Genomic DNA, 13,711 nt, shown 5'->3' with positions numbered 1-13,711 from the left:
TTAATCAAGATAACTTGCATATATTTGTATTTCACATAATACAAATAATACAAATGAGTAAAACTAAGCAAAAAAATCAAAATCCAAGATATGATTTGGACGTTATCGAAAAACTCCACGAAACTTATAGTTATACCCGCGATTATATAAGAAAGTCTATTCGTGGTGATCGAGTTGGCATCATGCCGGAACGCATCAAGAAGGAATACTACCAAATGGTAAACGCTGCCAAAAAGGCAAAAGAAGAAAAGTTCAACCAAATTTTAAATGATTAAGCTATGGCTTTTAATAAAACAGGACATTTAATTATCAATCAATATGTTGATATGCCACGACAAAAGCGATTAACTGTAATTATAGACTCAGATAAAGGTGAGATATATAAAGAAGAATCCTATATCGGTATAAAATCCAATAGCCATGTATCAAGGTTTGTTGACGAGCTACTTTGGGACAAACAATCCTGCAACTGTTGCCAAATTAGAAAGGACAGAACTAAAAAATCAACTACTGTAACTCAAAATCAAATCGATTTAAAGAATAAAAAGAAGAATGTAGCTTCAGAATTGACTCAGCAATTTGTATCAGATTGTAAACTTCATAAAGTTTGGTTGACTCATGCTCAATTGTTAAGCCTAAGGCGGCTTGTTGCAGAAATAGTTGACTCGAATCGTCATCCTGTATTGCCTCAGAAACTTGAACACTCTGAAAGCCTATCAGAGGAAAAATCCTTTCATAAAAATATAGATAATTGTTGTAGTCCTCATTGTCTTCGGCTTCTTGAGGGTGTACGTCAAAGACTAGGAAAGCCTCAATCTTTAAGATCATAAAAATGCATTTTGATTAGACACCGTAAATGTAGTAAAAACCTGCCAAAGCATTGAACCGCTTGGCAGGAACTAATGCCACACCGCTCAGGGTAAACAAGAGCCAACAGGCACTTAAACCATAAGTATAAAATCGTGACCGCTGGCAAAGACCAGCTTTTTATAAAACAAGAATTTATGTTTGAATATTACCAACATACACTTTGCGTTGAAGCCAAATGGCTTTATGAAGTTGCCAATATTATGAGTTTATACAACTACAAAGCTTTGCTAAGGCGCAACAAAATGAAGCGTTTATGCACAGGCGGCAATGGCCGTAGAGCTTTAGTGGCTTACGAAAGCATTCCCGATCGTTTCAAATCAAAAATACGTCAAGCGCTCAAGGGCAAAGATCCTTACGATTTAGTAAAATACATCAATTTTCGAGACTACATAAAGCCCGATTATAAGGCCGAAAAATACTACAGAGATACTTACGAGTTAGACAACGGCGACGCACTCCCAGAAGATAAATAGCTTGAATACACACATACGGCAATGATTCTCAATACTTGCCACGAAATCACAACAAACGTTGTAACCTGCAGAAAGTTTGGGGGTAAAATTAGAGCTTGGAAAGAAATTGCAAAAGCAGTCAGCAACTTACCAGATCATACCTACAAACATAAATTACCCTCTAACTGGAGACGCTTAAAAAGCAAATACAATCAGTATAAAAAAGAAGGTTACGAAAGCCTAATTCATGGCAATTTCTTAAACACATCTGCCCAAAAACTTAACGGCGATGCTTGCAAATGGGCGCTAGCGCGTTGGTCTAATCAAGTCAACAAGTGTGCTAACTTGGCACAGCTTCACGCAGAATACAATAAAGAAGCCGATAAACAAGGCTGGAAGCATATCAAAGAAGAAAAGACCTTTTACAACTTCATTTACGACGAAGAGGTTATGCCGCTTTGGTATGGCCACCGTTATGGCGAATTAGCGGCAAAAGAAAAATTTGGCTACCAGTTTAAAACCAAAATGCCTGCCTTTAGAGATAGCCTTTGGTTCTCAGATGGTACCAAGCTTAACTATTTCTACTTAAATGAAGATGGCGAAGTTAAAACCGTACAAGTTTATGAAGTGATGGACGCTTACAGCGAAGTCTTTTTAGGCTATCACATCAGTAAAACAGAAGATTATCAGGCGCAGTATTCAGCTTATAAAATGGCTATTCAAACCGCAGGTTATCGCCCTTATCAAATTAAATATGACAACCAAGGCGGTCACGGTAAGCTGAAATCTGGCGATTTCTTAAGCAAAATTGCCCGTATTCAGACCGCGACACAGCCTTATAACGGTAAATCGAAGACCATAGAAAGCGCATTTAGCCGCTTTCAGCAACAATATTTAAAGCGTGATTGGTTCTTTACGGGCCAAAATATTACCGCTAAAAAGCAAGAGAGCAAGGCTAATATGGAGTTTATACTGGCCAATAAAGCCAATTTACCAAGCCTTGAGGACATTAAGAAGGTTTACGAAGCGCGCCGTAAAGAGTGGAACTCAGCACCACACCACAAAACAGGAAAACCGCGTATTGACATGTATTTAGAAAGCCAAAATCCAGACACCAAAGCGGTTGAAATCTGGGATATGGTTAATATGTTCTGGGTTACGCGCAAAAAACCAATCACGGTTAACGCTTCAGGACTTTCATTTAAAGAGCAAAAGGCAGAATACCATTATATGGTTTACACCGAAGACGGTATGCCAGATTTAAACTGGCTCAAAAAGTCTATCGGTAAAAAATTCGTCGTGAAGTTTGATCCTGAAGACATGAGCGAAATCAGACTCTTTGAAGATACCAATTTAGGACTTCGATTTGTAACCGCGGCAACTACTAAACTAGAAGTTTCTAGAGGTATGCAGGGACAAGAAGAATTTGAAGCTAGCCACATCAAGAAAGTTACAGATCAGGTTAAAAAAGTACGTCGATCTGCACGTGACGAAATGGAAGACATTCTTTTTGAGCATGGTATGACGGCAGAACAGCAAGGCCTTAATAAACCAAACCTAAAAGGTATAGAGCGAAGCAAAAAAGGACGCAAAAAGAAAGCCCAAGGCGAAATTGGCCAGTACACCAAGGCCATAAGCAACCAAGATTGGGATGATGAAGTAGACCTCAATCAAGAAGTAGAAGTCAACCTATCAGAAAAAATAGTATAAACAAAAAAAGCCCCGAAGGGCTAACATGCAAAAACCAAAGATATGAACAATTCACAGAAGCAACAAATTGAAAATGCATTACGCCAATATTGCGAGCGCGTTGGCGGACAAAACAAAGCCGCCAACCGACTTAAAGGCGTGAGTTCTGCGCTTATCAGTCAAGTCTTAAACAACAACTGGGAGAACATCGCCGATACCAAATGGCGAACCATTGCCCGACAGATAGATTTTAGACCAAACGCTTGGCAAGTGATTGAAACGGTAGATTATAAGCTTTTAAACAGTCTTTTAATCGATGCTCAAATGAACAATCAAGTCTATGCGGTGGTTTCACCTGCTGGAAGTGGTAAAACTGAAACTTTCAAACAGTACGAGCGCAGCAATCAAAATGCTTATATGGTGCAATGTAACGAGTTCTGGAATCGTAAAGCTTTCCTTCAGGAGTTATTGAGCGCCATGGGTCGAGATTATACAGGCTTAACCATCAATGATATGATGATGGAAGTCGTAAGAAATCTAAAACAGCAAGAAGATCCAATTCTACTTTTAGATGAATTCGACAAAGTGACCGACCAAGTGCTTTACTTTTTTATCACGCTTTACAATCAACTAGAAGATGACTGCGCCATCGTGATGTGCGCCACAGATCACCTAGAAAAACGCATACGTCGCGGATTGAAGCTGAACAAAAAAGGCTACAAAGAAATTTTTAGCCGTATTGGTCGAAAGTTCGTAGAGCTCAACGGCCTCACCCAGCAAGATGTCATGCAAATCTGCCACGTCAACGGCGTGACTGAAAAGGAAGATATGAAGCAAGTCTGGAAAGACTGCGAAGGCGACTTAAGACGTGTTAAACGAAAAATACACGCTATCAAAATAAATCAAGCATAATATGAAGCGAGCGTACAGCGTCAGCAATGTTTTAAACAAAAAATTTCAAACCATGCCTTTTAAAGACGAATGGAACGACACATTCGGATGCCCATCTAAAGAGTTTAGCGCAATAATTTGGGGCGATTCAGGCAACGGCAAAACCGATATGATGATACAATTTGCTAAATACTTGTGCAACTTTGGTCGTGTGGCCTACAACTCTATGGAAGAAGGCGTTTCACACACCTTTCAAATGGCTATGCAACGCCATTACATGAACGCTGTAGAAAAAGAATTTATCCTCTTAGATCGAGAACCTTGGGATGATATGCTCCAGCGCATGAAAAAACACAAAAGCCCAGACTTTTTAATTGTTGACTCGGTACAATATACTGGTGTTGACCGCCGAAAGTACAAACAGCTCAAGGAGCTGATGAAAAAAAAGGGCAAAGGATTGCTATTCCTTTCACATGCCCAGGGCAAAAACCCAAAAGGCGCTTTAGCAGATTTTATACGCTATGATGTAGACCTCAAGATATTTGTCGAAGGCTTTAAAGCTTTCCCAGGCGGCAGATTAAATGGCGGTGGCCAACCCTTTACCATTTGGCAAGAAGGAGCTGCTAAATACTGGAGTAAAGTTCAATAAACACCCAAAATCCTAAACCCATGACAATTTCAAACCTATTAAAGTACAGCCCTGAAGCTTATGAAGGCATTTTATTTGAAACTTGGTTCACCTATGCAGACATTATTTCTGTTAACGAACAAGACCTTCAAAAAATACTAGCCAATGCCGCTTATTTCAATTGGTTTTTACAAGAATACAGAAGGCTTGAAGCCGAATTTTTACAAGAAATACAGCCTTATATCGGTAAAATAGATACCAAAACAACGCGTGATTTCTACGACGAAAAAATTTGCCTTATCGCCAATCACTACCCAAAATCACTTTTAAAAAATGCCCGAAAAATTAAAATCATCAACTAAAACCAGCATTTATGAATAATGAAAGCCAAGCTAAGATGCTAATTAGAAAGCTTAAAGATGCCATAAAAAACGAACAAAAAGAGCGCATTACAGCACTGTTTGATGTGGCAGAGCTTATTGATTGGCACGAGGTTCACGACAGTGTATTTACGCAATATGATGCGCTTTTAGACCCAGCAAACGAAGTATTATTAACCACTTAAATTGATATTAAAATGAACACAGAAAACCCAACATTAGATTTATCTACACTTTCTGAAAAGGATCTGCAGGAAGAAATTAAACGCCGTAAAGAGGCTAAAAAACAAGCTGAAATCAAAGCCAAAAAAGAATATGAAGCCGATAAAGAAAACTATTTGGCACACTCAGCTAGTAAGTTTAAACAGCTTCATAATGAGTTACAAGCACTTAAAGCTTATAGCATTACTGAAGCTAATAAACTCTACCAACGCATGTACGAAATCAACGGTAAAGAACCGAAAACCGTTAACAGCTTCACACTAAAAAATGAAGCAGATAATATCAAGGTAACCGTTGATCGGCAAGAGCGATTTGAATTTACCGATGAAGCTATGGTGCACATTAATGCCATTAGAGACATTTTCAAATCAAAGTTTGCAGAACGCAACAAAGGTCTTTATAACATCTTGGACGGCTTACTGATCAAAAATTCTAAAATGGAATATGACCCGAAGCTTTTAGCCAAAGCACGCCGTCAAGTGCGCGAACTGGGTGACGATAACCTTATAAGCGAGTTTGATAAACTAGACGAATGCCAAAAAGTAACTGGTTCTAGCATGTATTGCCGACTTCACGTGCGTGATGATCAAGGCAAATGGCAAGATGTTTCACTTCAATTTTCAAGTCTTTAGTTATGGAGTTTGCAAAAATATTTAAGGTGGATAAAAACCACCAAGTATTGGTAACTGAAATATTACCTGAAGAAAACGACACCTACGGTATTAACGTAGAAACTAGAATAAATGGCGTTAAAATGGCCACTAAATTAGAGCATGAAATCGAAAATTTAGCAGAAAGCGCATTTGAAAATTTTAATCAGCGTCATGCAGATATATTTTTTGAAAATCTAAAAAAAACAATGGAAGAATAGTTATGGCAAAAAAAAGAAAATAAGCGTTGATTTTGATTTATGGACATTAGATGAAGTCAAAAACACCTGTAATAGACAACTATTAGACGCTAGAGAACAACAAAAGTACAAGCGTACCTCTAAAAGCAAACGGCTAAACAAAGGCGTTATCAATTTCTTTTCTAGCCTAGCCTATTATCTAAATAATCTTTCACAAAACGAAACCGATGACCATACAAATTGAACAATTAGACGACAGCCGTTACACCGTAGATGGTCATGAAGTGATCAAGGATCAAAACGGTAACTGGGTTGCTAAGGCTGAACTAAGTACACAGCAAATAGCAACATTTCAAAAGCATATACAAGCTGTTGAGGCTTATAATATTAAACCTAAAGCCACATATCAACTATGAAAACACTAACGCAAACATCAGCAAAACAAAGACGCTTAATACATCAGCTTTGTCATTATGATGCAGATTTAAAACAAGAGTTGGTCTATCAATTTACCAAAGGTAGAACCACCACCAGTTTAGAGCTCAAGCAAGACGAGGCACAAGCCTTAATATCAAGCTTGCAGATTAATTGGGCTACTTTTAATAAAAACAACCAGCAACACCGCTATATATTGTCTTTGTTGCGGCAAATTGGTTGGACAAAACAGCACTCAAGACACGGCCAAGTGGCCGATCTTGAGCGCTTAAGTAACTTTTTAAAAAGTGCTAAAAGCCCAGTAAAAAAACCTTTACAAAGTATGAGCGTGCAAGAGCTTAACACCATAATTAATTGCCTAGAATCTATGCTAGGTAAAAAAATGGGCGCCAAATGAAAACTATTAAATCCCAAATTTTAGAGAAAATCGAAAGCATTGAAAACAATGAAGTTTATAAACTTCCTGACGCCAATGTAGAAGTTAACGCTCCTAGAGCTTTAGTTCAAGTAGCACTTAAAAATCAAAGGCAAGCTTATTTAGATGTCTTAAAGATGCTTGAAAAATAAAAAATCCTGCGCCATACCAGATGAAACAGGATTAGAGAATTAGACCACTCTAACAAAAGTAATAAAAAATTGGTATGGCGTATAATAAAATTAACTATTACAAGCGAATTATTGAAATACAAGAACTAACACTCAAGTTACATAATTTCAAAAACATGTATTATAAAGAAATCTACTGGCAGCATATAGAGCCTAAGTACCATATCAGTTATCGCACATTTCACGAATATTTAGGCATTCCCGCAGCACGAGAGCTCAAAAAATTAAACGCCAAAAAGCCTCAAGCCCCAAGTTTTTTTGATGATTGTAAGCACGAGCATACACACAAAAAAAGTATAAGCAGCCATACCAACTGCGAGACCACCGCTATATTTTGCCTTGATTGTGGCCGCCAACTCTCTCAACCTAAAACCGATTGTTAAAATGAAAATTAAACTACAACTAAAGCCCGATACTATTATTGCGCTAGATCGTCTCTTAGAGATGCTTTGGGACTTACCTGTAAGCTTAGACAAACGCGAAAACGTTTATAAATCTATTGGTTATGATTTAGCCGAAAAATTCAGTTCTAAGGCTAAAAGCATCATTAAAAAAGCCAATTTATTCGAAACTAAAACCAAAGCCATCAGCTTAAAGTATCACGAAGCTTGGGCACTCGAAATTATCATAAACGAATTATTAGAACACTTCCCTGATAAAAACGAATACCGTAAAAGCTTACTGACAAGCTTGAGCAATAATCTTAATCAAAAACTAGCATAAAATGGCAGAAATAACATTTGAAGAAACCGTAAAACGTGTAAACCGTATTAATAGCAGACTTAGATCACGTCATTTTACACCAGCTGAAATTGATGCGTTCTGGTCTAAGCTTATACACCTTATACCAAAAATAAAAGAAAACAAAGACAGCCTTAAAATATGTACAGGCTGCGGAAAATTAAATATTGAAGAGATACCTAAACAATACATAGGCTGTTGTCCAGATAGCACTTACATAGATGTAGAACCTAAAAAAATCAAGTCTTAAAATGGAAACCATCTACACCGTAACAGGTAAAGAAACCGACATTGCTTTTGAATTTAAATACAATTTAAACGGCGATATAACAGCCTTTAAAATTATTCGCGGGCGATTAAACCCACAACAAGCCAAATGGTTATTTTCTGGAAGGTTTCCCGCATTTGAAGCGATGATGACAGGCGTATGGCTTAACGAACCAGACTTTAAAAAGCGATTTAAAATAGAACGCGGTGCTGTAGATTTAAGCTTTGAAACTTTTTACAAAGCCTACAACCACAAAATTAAAAAGCTAAAAGCTGAGGCCGCTTGGAACAAACTCAACAAGGCAGACAAGCTAGAAGCTATAAAAGGCATATCTGCCTACAATGGCTATTTAAAACGCACACGTGTGGCCAAAGCCAACCCAGAAGCTTACTTAAACCAGCGCCGTTGGGAAGATGATTTTAACTCAATACATTAATGTCACACTGAGCGGAGTCGAAGTGCAAAAACCAAATAACAATGCCAACAATAACTAGAAGAACGTATTATGAAGTTTCAGCAAGAGAAATAGTGGATTCTTGCACCACCGAAGAATTGATTGAACTACAGATCGAGATTAACCGAAGAGTTGTGCATGAAGAGAATCTATATAAGCATCCAGAAGCCAAAAAGATTTTAATGGAATGGAAAGCTCAAAATAAACCAGAGTAAAAACCCAATTCTTGCAGTATTAAAAAAAGCCGCTATTTAAAGCGGCTTAGTGTCCAAGTTTAATTAAGGAGCAATAAAACTGCCCAACGTTGTAAAGTTAAATATAGTAAATTAAATATAATTTGTATATTTGCTTCTGACAACACGGTTCAAGAGAAATCTTGAAACATTTTTTTTAACGATAGAAGCCCCGTTAAGGTTCACTCAAACGAAAGTAGAGTAATCCGACTCTTGAGTCGTGTTGTCAAACCTAAGGCGGGGCTTCGCCTTTTAATAAACTTTCGATATGACAACAGAAAGTAAAAGACCAGTTCAGTCTATAAATGAGCCTATGGCATTTCAATTTAGTGCCACAAAAGATGAAGTAAGAAGCGTTCTTATTTCAGGAGAACCTTTTTTTATTGCTAAAGACATTTGTGAAGCTCTCGATCTTAAAAATTCGAGAAAAGCAACATCAAATTTAGATAGTGATGAAAAAGCTGATGTAACTATTAGTTACACCAGCTCTAATGGAACAACTCAAAAAAGAAAAATGAAAGCCATTAATGAAAGTGGTTTGTATAATCTCATTTTTCAGAGTAGAAAACCCGAAGCCAAAGCATTCCGTAAATGGGTAACCAGTGAAGTTTTACCTGCTATTCGTAAAAAAGGCTATTACAACTCAGGCAATAAGCAAGCAGATTTTATAGATGCTAGAGATGTGGTTCCTAATTATTACAAGCTAAATGATTATATGGTCACTACCATTTGTGTAGAGGAAGGTAAGTTGTGGTATAATATTAATGATATACACAGAGCTATCCGTACTACAACAGATGCTAGCCAATCTGCTAAGAAGCTTAATGCAAAACAACAATTAGCTATTAAGATACACGTCTATGGTGGTACGCATCCTTCTTGGTTTACCAATGCTAAAGGCTTACAGCTTATTATAAACGGTAGTAGAAATTTAAAGCAGTCTAACCAATTAAATCTACCACTATGAGAGCAACCAAATATTTCAGAAACGCCACAGATATGGCGCAGTATGCCAAAGAGTGGGCTCAAAAGTCGCCTTTACATTGGTATTTACGCACCAACTTACGTTGTGACCATGTACACCACGAAAAGCGCAAATCTATTGTGTTGATAGAACGTGAAACGCTAGTACGAAAGCTAATTACTTGCAGCGTTTGTAACAATCACGGCAATAGTTTAGAAATAGAAAAAGAAGTAGAACGTTTAAAAGCTCAAGACAATGCAAGATAGAACTGTAATAGGCTTTAAAAAAGACAGCTCAAGCCAAAACAATACTGAACAGCATTTAGACCAAATGCGGCTCAAGATGCACGAACTGCGTGGCTGGAAGATAGCTCAAGAAATTTTATTAGATTTTCTCAACCCTAAAACATATCCAGCCTTAAGCGGTGAAGCTCGAAAAAAAATGTTTATAGAAAAACTAGATAAAGTAAAAATACGCTATTTCGACCCAATTTAATGTTTAACTACACCCGCCAAAATTTGGCGGGTTTTTTTATATTGCACTATGCATCAAATTAAAGTAAACAATATAATTTATAAGTATACAGTTAAAAAAGACGGCTGTTTTTACGTTGCTACTGTGGTAGGTTTAAATATTTCAACCTATAGTAAGATTAAGCTTGAGCTTTCAGAATTACTACATGAAGCGATTTTAATTTATATTAACGATATTCAAATTTCGGCATAGCTTTTGTTTTACTATAAACATGAAATCATTATTATACATACTACTTATACTCTTACCTATGCTCAGTATTGGGCAAACATCGCCTAATAAAACCCGTGGTGAAGTCTTTAGGGCATATAATAACCATCCTGGCCAAGATACCAGAGAAACTACCATAGAGGTGTACAGAAGCTTATACGGGCTTAGGTTTAAAGATGAGTCTATACCAGAAGTTTATAAAAAAGCTGTAGAAACCTTTTTTAAAGAAAGTTTTAAAAACAAATATGACAAGATGGGAAAACACGTCTTAAAAGTAGAGCGTAAACGTGGCTACCTGTTTATAGAAGGTAGAAAAGTTAGAGAAGATCCTGAAACCGATTAACTTTATTTGTTTTGGCCTTTAAATGGCTATTAAGTATTACATCGTTAATATTTCCTTCTTGTAGTTCTCGTATTCTGGTTTTCTCATTAGCATAATATAAAGCTTCGTAATTAAGTAAATACACATCGGTTACCGTAGGCTCTACTTCTAAGCCTTCACTTACCAAATGCAAAGCGCCCATTTCTTTTATATTCAATTCTTTCAATAAAGCATCTACTAAACAGGCGGTATCAAAAAAGGCTAAGGCTTTTTCTTTATTAAGACTCAAGTTAGAGGTATCTCTTAAGTTTTCATAAACCAGTCTAAATTCTAAAACAGCCGTTGGCTTTTCTGGATTATTATCGTAGTTAATGTTCCACGAGAAAAATAATGCAGGAAAAAAGAGGTTATTAAAGTTTTCGGGGTCTTGGTCTTGTCCTGCATAAAAATCGATAGTTTTTATAGGCTTTAATTGGGCATCGATAAAGTCTTGTTTATGGTCTTCAAAGTGTTGTAGTAAGGCTAAATAAAAGGCTTTCATAGGTGTTTATTTTAAATGTTTGTCTAATCTTTTTTTCATACCCATTTCTATACTTCTGGCTAAAAATTTAGAAGGTCCCAGAAACTGTCTTTGGGGTATATTGGTATTCATTTTTCGGGTGTGTGATCTAACGGTGCTTACGCCTGTTGCTCTACGTCTTGTACTGCTTCTGTTTTTTCTTTTGTGTTGCTTTACAGTTACGGTTTTATTTATTTTACCACCTTCATTGTGTATTTGGGCATAAGGGACATCGGTGCCAATTTTAACATAAAACCTGCCTTTGCGTATAATGCGAATTGAGCGTTTTAGCCTACCCGATTGTACTAAGGTAGACCCGCGAGCTTTTCGTTTTCGTTTTTCCCATGGCTCAGCTACTTTATCTATAAATCGTTTTTTTCTAAAGGTGTTTTTGCTAAAACGCAAAGCCCGAATGCCCGCTTCGTCTACCAATAGTTTTTTAAATTGCGGTGTCGCTAGTTTATTGAGTTTATGATAAAACTCTTTTTTGCCTTGAAAGTTTACATTGTTCATTTTAGCTTAGTTCTGCGTTGCGGGCAATACGCATCATCATTTCATTAAACAGATTTTCAAACTCGTTAAAGTTCATTTGCTTACCGTTGCCTTCATTTACATTCACATCGCCTTTCATTAGTGCATCTATTTTAATATTAATGCTTTTAGCACTGGTAGCCGATTTGTTTACACCGCTAATGGTGTTTTCTAAATTGTTAGGCTTAACAGGGCTGCCATTTTTGTTTTCAGTGGCTTTATCAAGCAGGCTTTCTTCTTCTTGGCTTTCTTGTTGGTTTTTATCTTTACCAAATTTTTTATCGAGCACATTGCCCATTGCTACAATTTTCTTGTGGGCATCTTTAATAAAGTCTGGTGCCATATCAAAACTAGCAATCCATCCCATGATTTGTTCTAAAGGTGTTTGTATAGCATCGAGCAAAACAAAGCCTATTTGCTTAAATGCACCGAGAATACCATCACTTTTAAAAGCTTCAACAATGCTGTCCCAATGTTCGCCTAATTTTTTAATGGTAATGATGAGCCAGCCTAATGGTCCCATAAGGGCAAGAATACCAGCTCCCCATTGGTCAAATTTATTAATAGCAACTGCAATAAGCGCAATAAGACCGCCTACTGATGCTATTATCCAAACAATAGGGTTGGCAAACATGGCGGAGTTAAGTACCCACATAGCGGCCGCAGCTGCGCCCAGTAAGCCTATAAATGTGCCAAAAACAGGGAGCAACCAATCTAGGTTGTCGTTTATAAAACCTAAAACAGGTGTTAAAGTGTCAAAAAGTTTAGCCAGCATAGGGATAATTTTTTCGCCAAATTTGCTTAGTACAATATCTATACGGTTAAAAAAGATTTCTTTCATCTTACCAAAGTCGCCTTCAGCATTAGCCAAGGCATTTTCAAGGCTAAATTGTGAAGCATCAAAAGCATCAAAGGTAGCTAGCATGTCTTCTGCTCCAGTAGAAACTTTTGCCAATGCACCACGTAAACCTTCTGGCCCACCTATTTTGTTTATGGCTTGCGTAATTTCTTTTTGGCTCATGCTTTCAAAGCGTTTAGCTACATCTTTTAAAATAGAATCGGCTTGACGCATACTACCATTTTCATCGAAAACAGGTACAGAAAGTACATCTTCAAATTTATCAGCTTGTTGTCCTAAGCCTTGAAAAAATGTTTTAGCCATGTTAGCGCCCACATCGGAGTTTTTGGCAATAGAAGTAAACATAGCAAAGACTTTGTTAGCTTCATCAATTCCTTGTCCAGCTGCGCTAGCTGCACCGGCATATTCGGTTTGTACTTTAGCGAGCTCGTCAAAAGTGGTAATACCGGTTTGTACGGTTTTGGCGTTGCTTTCTAGTAAACTGTCTATTTGGTCAATTTCTAGTCCAAAGGCTTTCATGGCTTTGGTGGTGGAGTTCATGGCATCGTTGATGTTAGCGCCCGTAGCAACGGAGTATCTTCCTACTTTTTTAAATACATCTATGGCGTCGTCTCCATATAATCCTGTGGCTGATTGCAGATCGTAAACCGCATTGGTAGAAGCTTCTAAGTTAGTCCCTATTTCATAAGAAGCTGTTCTGATTCCTTCTCTAAAACTATCCAGTTCATCTTTAGATTTGTCAAGGTTAAGCTGCCTAATGGGCAAAAAAGCAGAATCAAAACGTTCAGCGGCTTGTACGCCTTTATAACTTAGTGTAGATAACGCGGCCATACCAGCAACGGCAGCGACTTTTATACCTTTTTGTAGCTTTTGAGTAGCATTTTCCATACCAAGCTTTTCGCCAAGTTTATCTATTTTTTTATCAAACTTGCTCGTCATTTTATCGAGTTTGCCGTTAAAGAGCTTGTCGGACAAGTCCATAAGTAGGGTAATTTTAGATTTTGCGCTCATAA

The 13,711-nt window shown here is 37.3% G+C and carries 26 protein-coding genes; 23 read left to right on the top strand and 3 right to left on the bottom strand.

Going from position 1 to position 13,711, the window contains the following annotated elements; genetic code table 11:
- The first annotated feature begins 53 nt into the window (after positions 1 to 53).
- The 23 genes from IMZ30_RS09230 to IMZ30_RS09120 all read left to right on the top strand — a co-directional run bounded on the left by IMZ30_RS09230 (position 54) and on the right by IMZ30_RS09120 (position 10,770).
- Positions 54 to 275: a hypothetical protein gene (locus tag IMZ30_RS09230; RefSeq protein WP_207038020.1), complete on the top strand. Its 222-nt coding sequence runs from the start codon at positions 54 to 56 to the stop codon at positions 273 to 275.
- A gap of 3 nt (positions 276 to 278) precedes the next feature.
- A complete protein-coding gene (locus IMZ30_RS09225) occupies positions 279 to 830 on the top strand; it encodes a hypothetical protein (RefSeq protein ID WP_207038019.1) in 552 nt (183 codons plus the stop codon).
- Between the two features lie 174 nt (positions 831 to 1,004).
- On the top strand, positions 1,005 to 1,343 hold the full coding sequence (locus IMZ30_RS09220; RefSeq protein WP_207038018.1) for a hypothetical protein: 339 nt from the start codon (positions 1,005 to 1,007) through the stop codon (positions 1,341 to 1,343).
- A 21-nt stretch (positions 1,344 to 1,364) separates the two neighbouring features.
- The gene (locus IMZ30_RS09215; protein WP_207038017.1) at positions 1,365 to 3,032 is read left to right on the top strand and encodes a Mu transposase C-terminal domain-containing protein; all 1,668 of its coding nucleotides are present in this window, start codon (positions 1,365 to 1,367) and stop codon (positions 3,030 to 3,032) included.
- Positions 3,033 to 3,074: 42 nt separating this feature from the next.
- Positions 3,075 to 3,923 (top strand): AAA family ATPase, encoded by an 849-nt coding sequence (locus IMZ30_RS09210; protein ID WP_207038016.1) that lies wholly within the window; start codon positions 3,075 to 3,077, stop codon positions 3,921 to 3,923.
- 1 nt (position 3,924) lies between these two features.
- On the top strand, positions 3,925 to 4,551 hold the full coding sequence (locus IMZ30_RS09205; RefSeq protein WP_207038015.1) for a hypothetical protein: 627 nt from the start codon (positions 3,925 to 3,927) through the stop codon (positions 4,549 to 4,551).
- A 20-nt stretch (positions 4,552 to 4,571) separates the two neighbouring features.
- Complete coding sequence (locus IMZ30_RS09200) at positions 4,572 to 4,892, top strand: hypothetical protein (protein ID WP_207038014.1); 321 nt, start codon at positions 4,572 to 4,574, stop codon at positions 4,890 to 4,892.
- Positions 4,893 to 4,903: 11 nt separating this feature from the next.
- On the top strand, positions 4,904 to 5,095 hold the full coding sequence (locus IMZ30_RS09195; protein ID WP_207038013.1) for a hypothetical protein: 192 nt from the start codon (positions 4,904 to 4,906) through the stop codon (positions 5,093 to 5,095).
- A 12-nt stretch (positions 5,096 to 5,107) separates the two neighbouring features.
- Entirely contained in the window at positions 5,108 to 5,764 is a 657-nt protein-coding gene (locus tag IMZ30_RS09190; RefSeq protein WP_207038012.1) for a DUF3164 family protein, read from the top strand.
- Between the two features lie 2 nt (positions 5,765 to 5,766).
- Positions 5,767 to 6,003: a hypothetical protein gene (locus IMZ30_RS09185; protein ID WP_207038011.1), complete on the top strand. Its 237-nt coding sequence runs from the start codon at positions 5,767 to 5,769 to the stop codon at positions 6,001 to 6,003.
- Between the two features lie 206 nt (positions 6,004 to 6,209).
- Positions 6,210 to 6,398: a hypothetical protein gene (locus IMZ30_RS09180; protein ID WP_207038010.1), complete on the top strand. Its 189-nt coding sequence runs from the start codon at positions 6,210 to 6,212 to the stop codon at positions 6,396 to 6,398.
- Positions 6,395 to 6,814, top strand: a complete 420-nt coding sequence (locus IMZ30_RS09175; protein WP_207038009.1) for a hypothetical protein — start codon at positions 6,395 to 6,397, stop codon at positions 6,812 to 6,814. Before IMZ30_RS09180 ends, IMZ30_RS09175 begins: the two co-directional genes overlap by 4 nt.
- Entirely contained in the window at positions 6,811 to 6,984 is a 174-nt protein-coding gene (locus IMZ30_RS09170) for a hypothetical protein (RefSeq protein WP_207038008.1), read from the top strand. Before IMZ30_RS09175 ends, IMZ30_RS09170 begins: the two co-directional genes overlap by 4 nt.
- A gap of 74 nt (positions 6,985 to 7,058) precedes the next feature.
- The gene (locus tag IMZ30_RS09165; RefSeq protein ID WP_207038007.1) at positions 7,059 to 7,406 is read left to right on the top strand and encodes a hypothetical protein; all 348 of its coding nucleotides are present in this window, start codon (positions 7,059 to 7,061) and stop codon (positions 7,404 to 7,406) included.
- 1 nt (position 7,407) lies between these two features.
- The gene (locus IMZ30_RS09160) at positions 7,408 to 7,746 is read left to right on the top strand and encodes a hypothetical protein (RefSeq protein WP_207038006.1); all 339 of its coding nucleotides are present in this window, start codon (positions 7,408 to 7,410) and stop codon (positions 7,744 to 7,746) included.
- A 1-nt stretch (position 7,747) separates the two neighbouring features.
- Positions 7,748 to 8,014, top strand: a complete 267-nt coding sequence (locus IMZ30_RS09155; RefSeq protein WP_207038005.1) for a hypothetical protein — start codon at positions 7,748 to 7,750, stop codon at positions 8,012 to 8,014.
- Between the two features lies 1 nt (position 8,015).
- Positions 8,016 to 8,468, top strand: coding sequence for a hypothetical protein (locus IMZ30_RS09150; RefSeq protein WP_207038004.1), 453 nt, complete (start codon positions 8,016 to 8,018; stop codon positions 8,466 to 8,468).
- A 41-nt stretch (positions 8,469 to 8,509) separates the two neighbouring features.
- The gene (locus IMZ30_RS09145) at positions 8,510 to 8,701 is read left to right on the top strand and encodes a hypothetical protein (protein WP_207038003.1); all 192 of its coding nucleotides are present in this window, start codon (positions 8,510 to 8,512) and stop codon (positions 8,699 to 8,701) included.
- 286 nt (positions 8,702 to 8,987) lie between these two features.
- Positions 8,988 to 9,686, top strand: coding sequence for a Bro-N domain-containing protein (locus IMZ30_RS09140; RefSeq protein ID WP_207038002.1), 699 nt, complete (start codon positions 8,988 to 8,990; stop codon positions 9,684 to 9,686).
- Positions 9,683 to 9,949 (top strand): hypothetical protein, encoded by a 267-nt coding sequence (locus IMZ30_RS09135; RefSeq protein WP_207038001.1) that lies wholly within the window; start codon positions 9,683 to 9,685, stop codon positions 9,947 to 9,949. The genes IMZ30_RS09140 and IMZ30_RS09135 overlap by 4 nt, the downstream gene beginning before the upstream one ends.
- Complete coding sequence (locus tag IMZ30_RS09130; protein ID WP_207038000.1) at positions 9,939 to 10,178, top strand: hypothetical protein; 240 nt, start codon at positions 9,939 to 9,941, stop codon at positions 10,176 to 10,178. Before IMZ30_RS09135 ends, IMZ30_RS09130 begins: the two co-directional genes overlap by 11 nt.
- 48 nt (positions 10,179 to 10,226) lie before the next feature.
- Positions 10,227 to 10,409, top strand: coding sequence for a hypothetical protein (locus IMZ30_RS09125; RefSeq protein WP_207037999.1), 183 nt, complete (start codon positions 10,227 to 10,229; stop codon positions 10,407 to 10,409).
- Between the two features lie 19 nt (positions 10,410 to 10,428).
- A complete protein-coding gene (locus IMZ30_RS09120) occupies positions 10,429 to 10,770 on the top strand; it encodes a hypothetical protein (RefSeq protein WP_207037998.1) in 342 nt (113 codons plus the stop codon).
- On the opposite strand, the gene IMZ30_RS09115 is transcribed toward IMZ30_RS09120, so the two are convergent.
- From IMZ30_RS09115 to IMZ30_RS09105, 3 genes are read right to left on the bottom strand one after another with little or no spacing between them, the layout of a single operon-like run.
- Positions 10,745 to 11,290 (bottom strand): hypothetical protein, encoded by a 546-nt coding sequence (locus IMZ30_RS09115; RefSeq protein WP_207037997.1) that lies wholly within the window; start codon positions 11,288 to 11,290, stop codon positions 10,745 to 10,747. The two genes, IMZ30_RS09120 and IMZ30_RS09115, sit on opposite strands and share 26 nt — an antisense overlap.
- Before the next feature lie 6 nt (positions 11,291 to 11,296).
- A complete protein-coding gene (locus tag IMZ30_RS09110; protein WP_207037996.1) occupies positions 11,297 to 11,821 on the bottom strand; it encodes a phage virion morphogenesis protein in 525 nt (174 codons plus the stop codon).
- 1 nt (position 11,822) lies between these two features.
- A complete protein-coding gene (locus IMZ30_RS09105; protein WP_207037995.1) occupies positions 11,823 to 13,709 on the bottom strand; it encodes a phage tail tape measure protein in 1,887 nt (628 codons plus the stop codon).
- Positions 13,710 to 13,711: the final 2 nt, after the last annotated feature.

The sequence above is a fragment of the Psychroflexus sp. ALD_RP9 genome, from assembly GCF_017311165.1.
Taxonomy (GTDB): Bacteria; Bacteroidota; Bacteroidia; order Flavobacteriales; family Flavobacteriaceae; genus Psychroflexus.
This window is presented reverse-complemented; position numbering and strand designations above follow the sequence as displayed.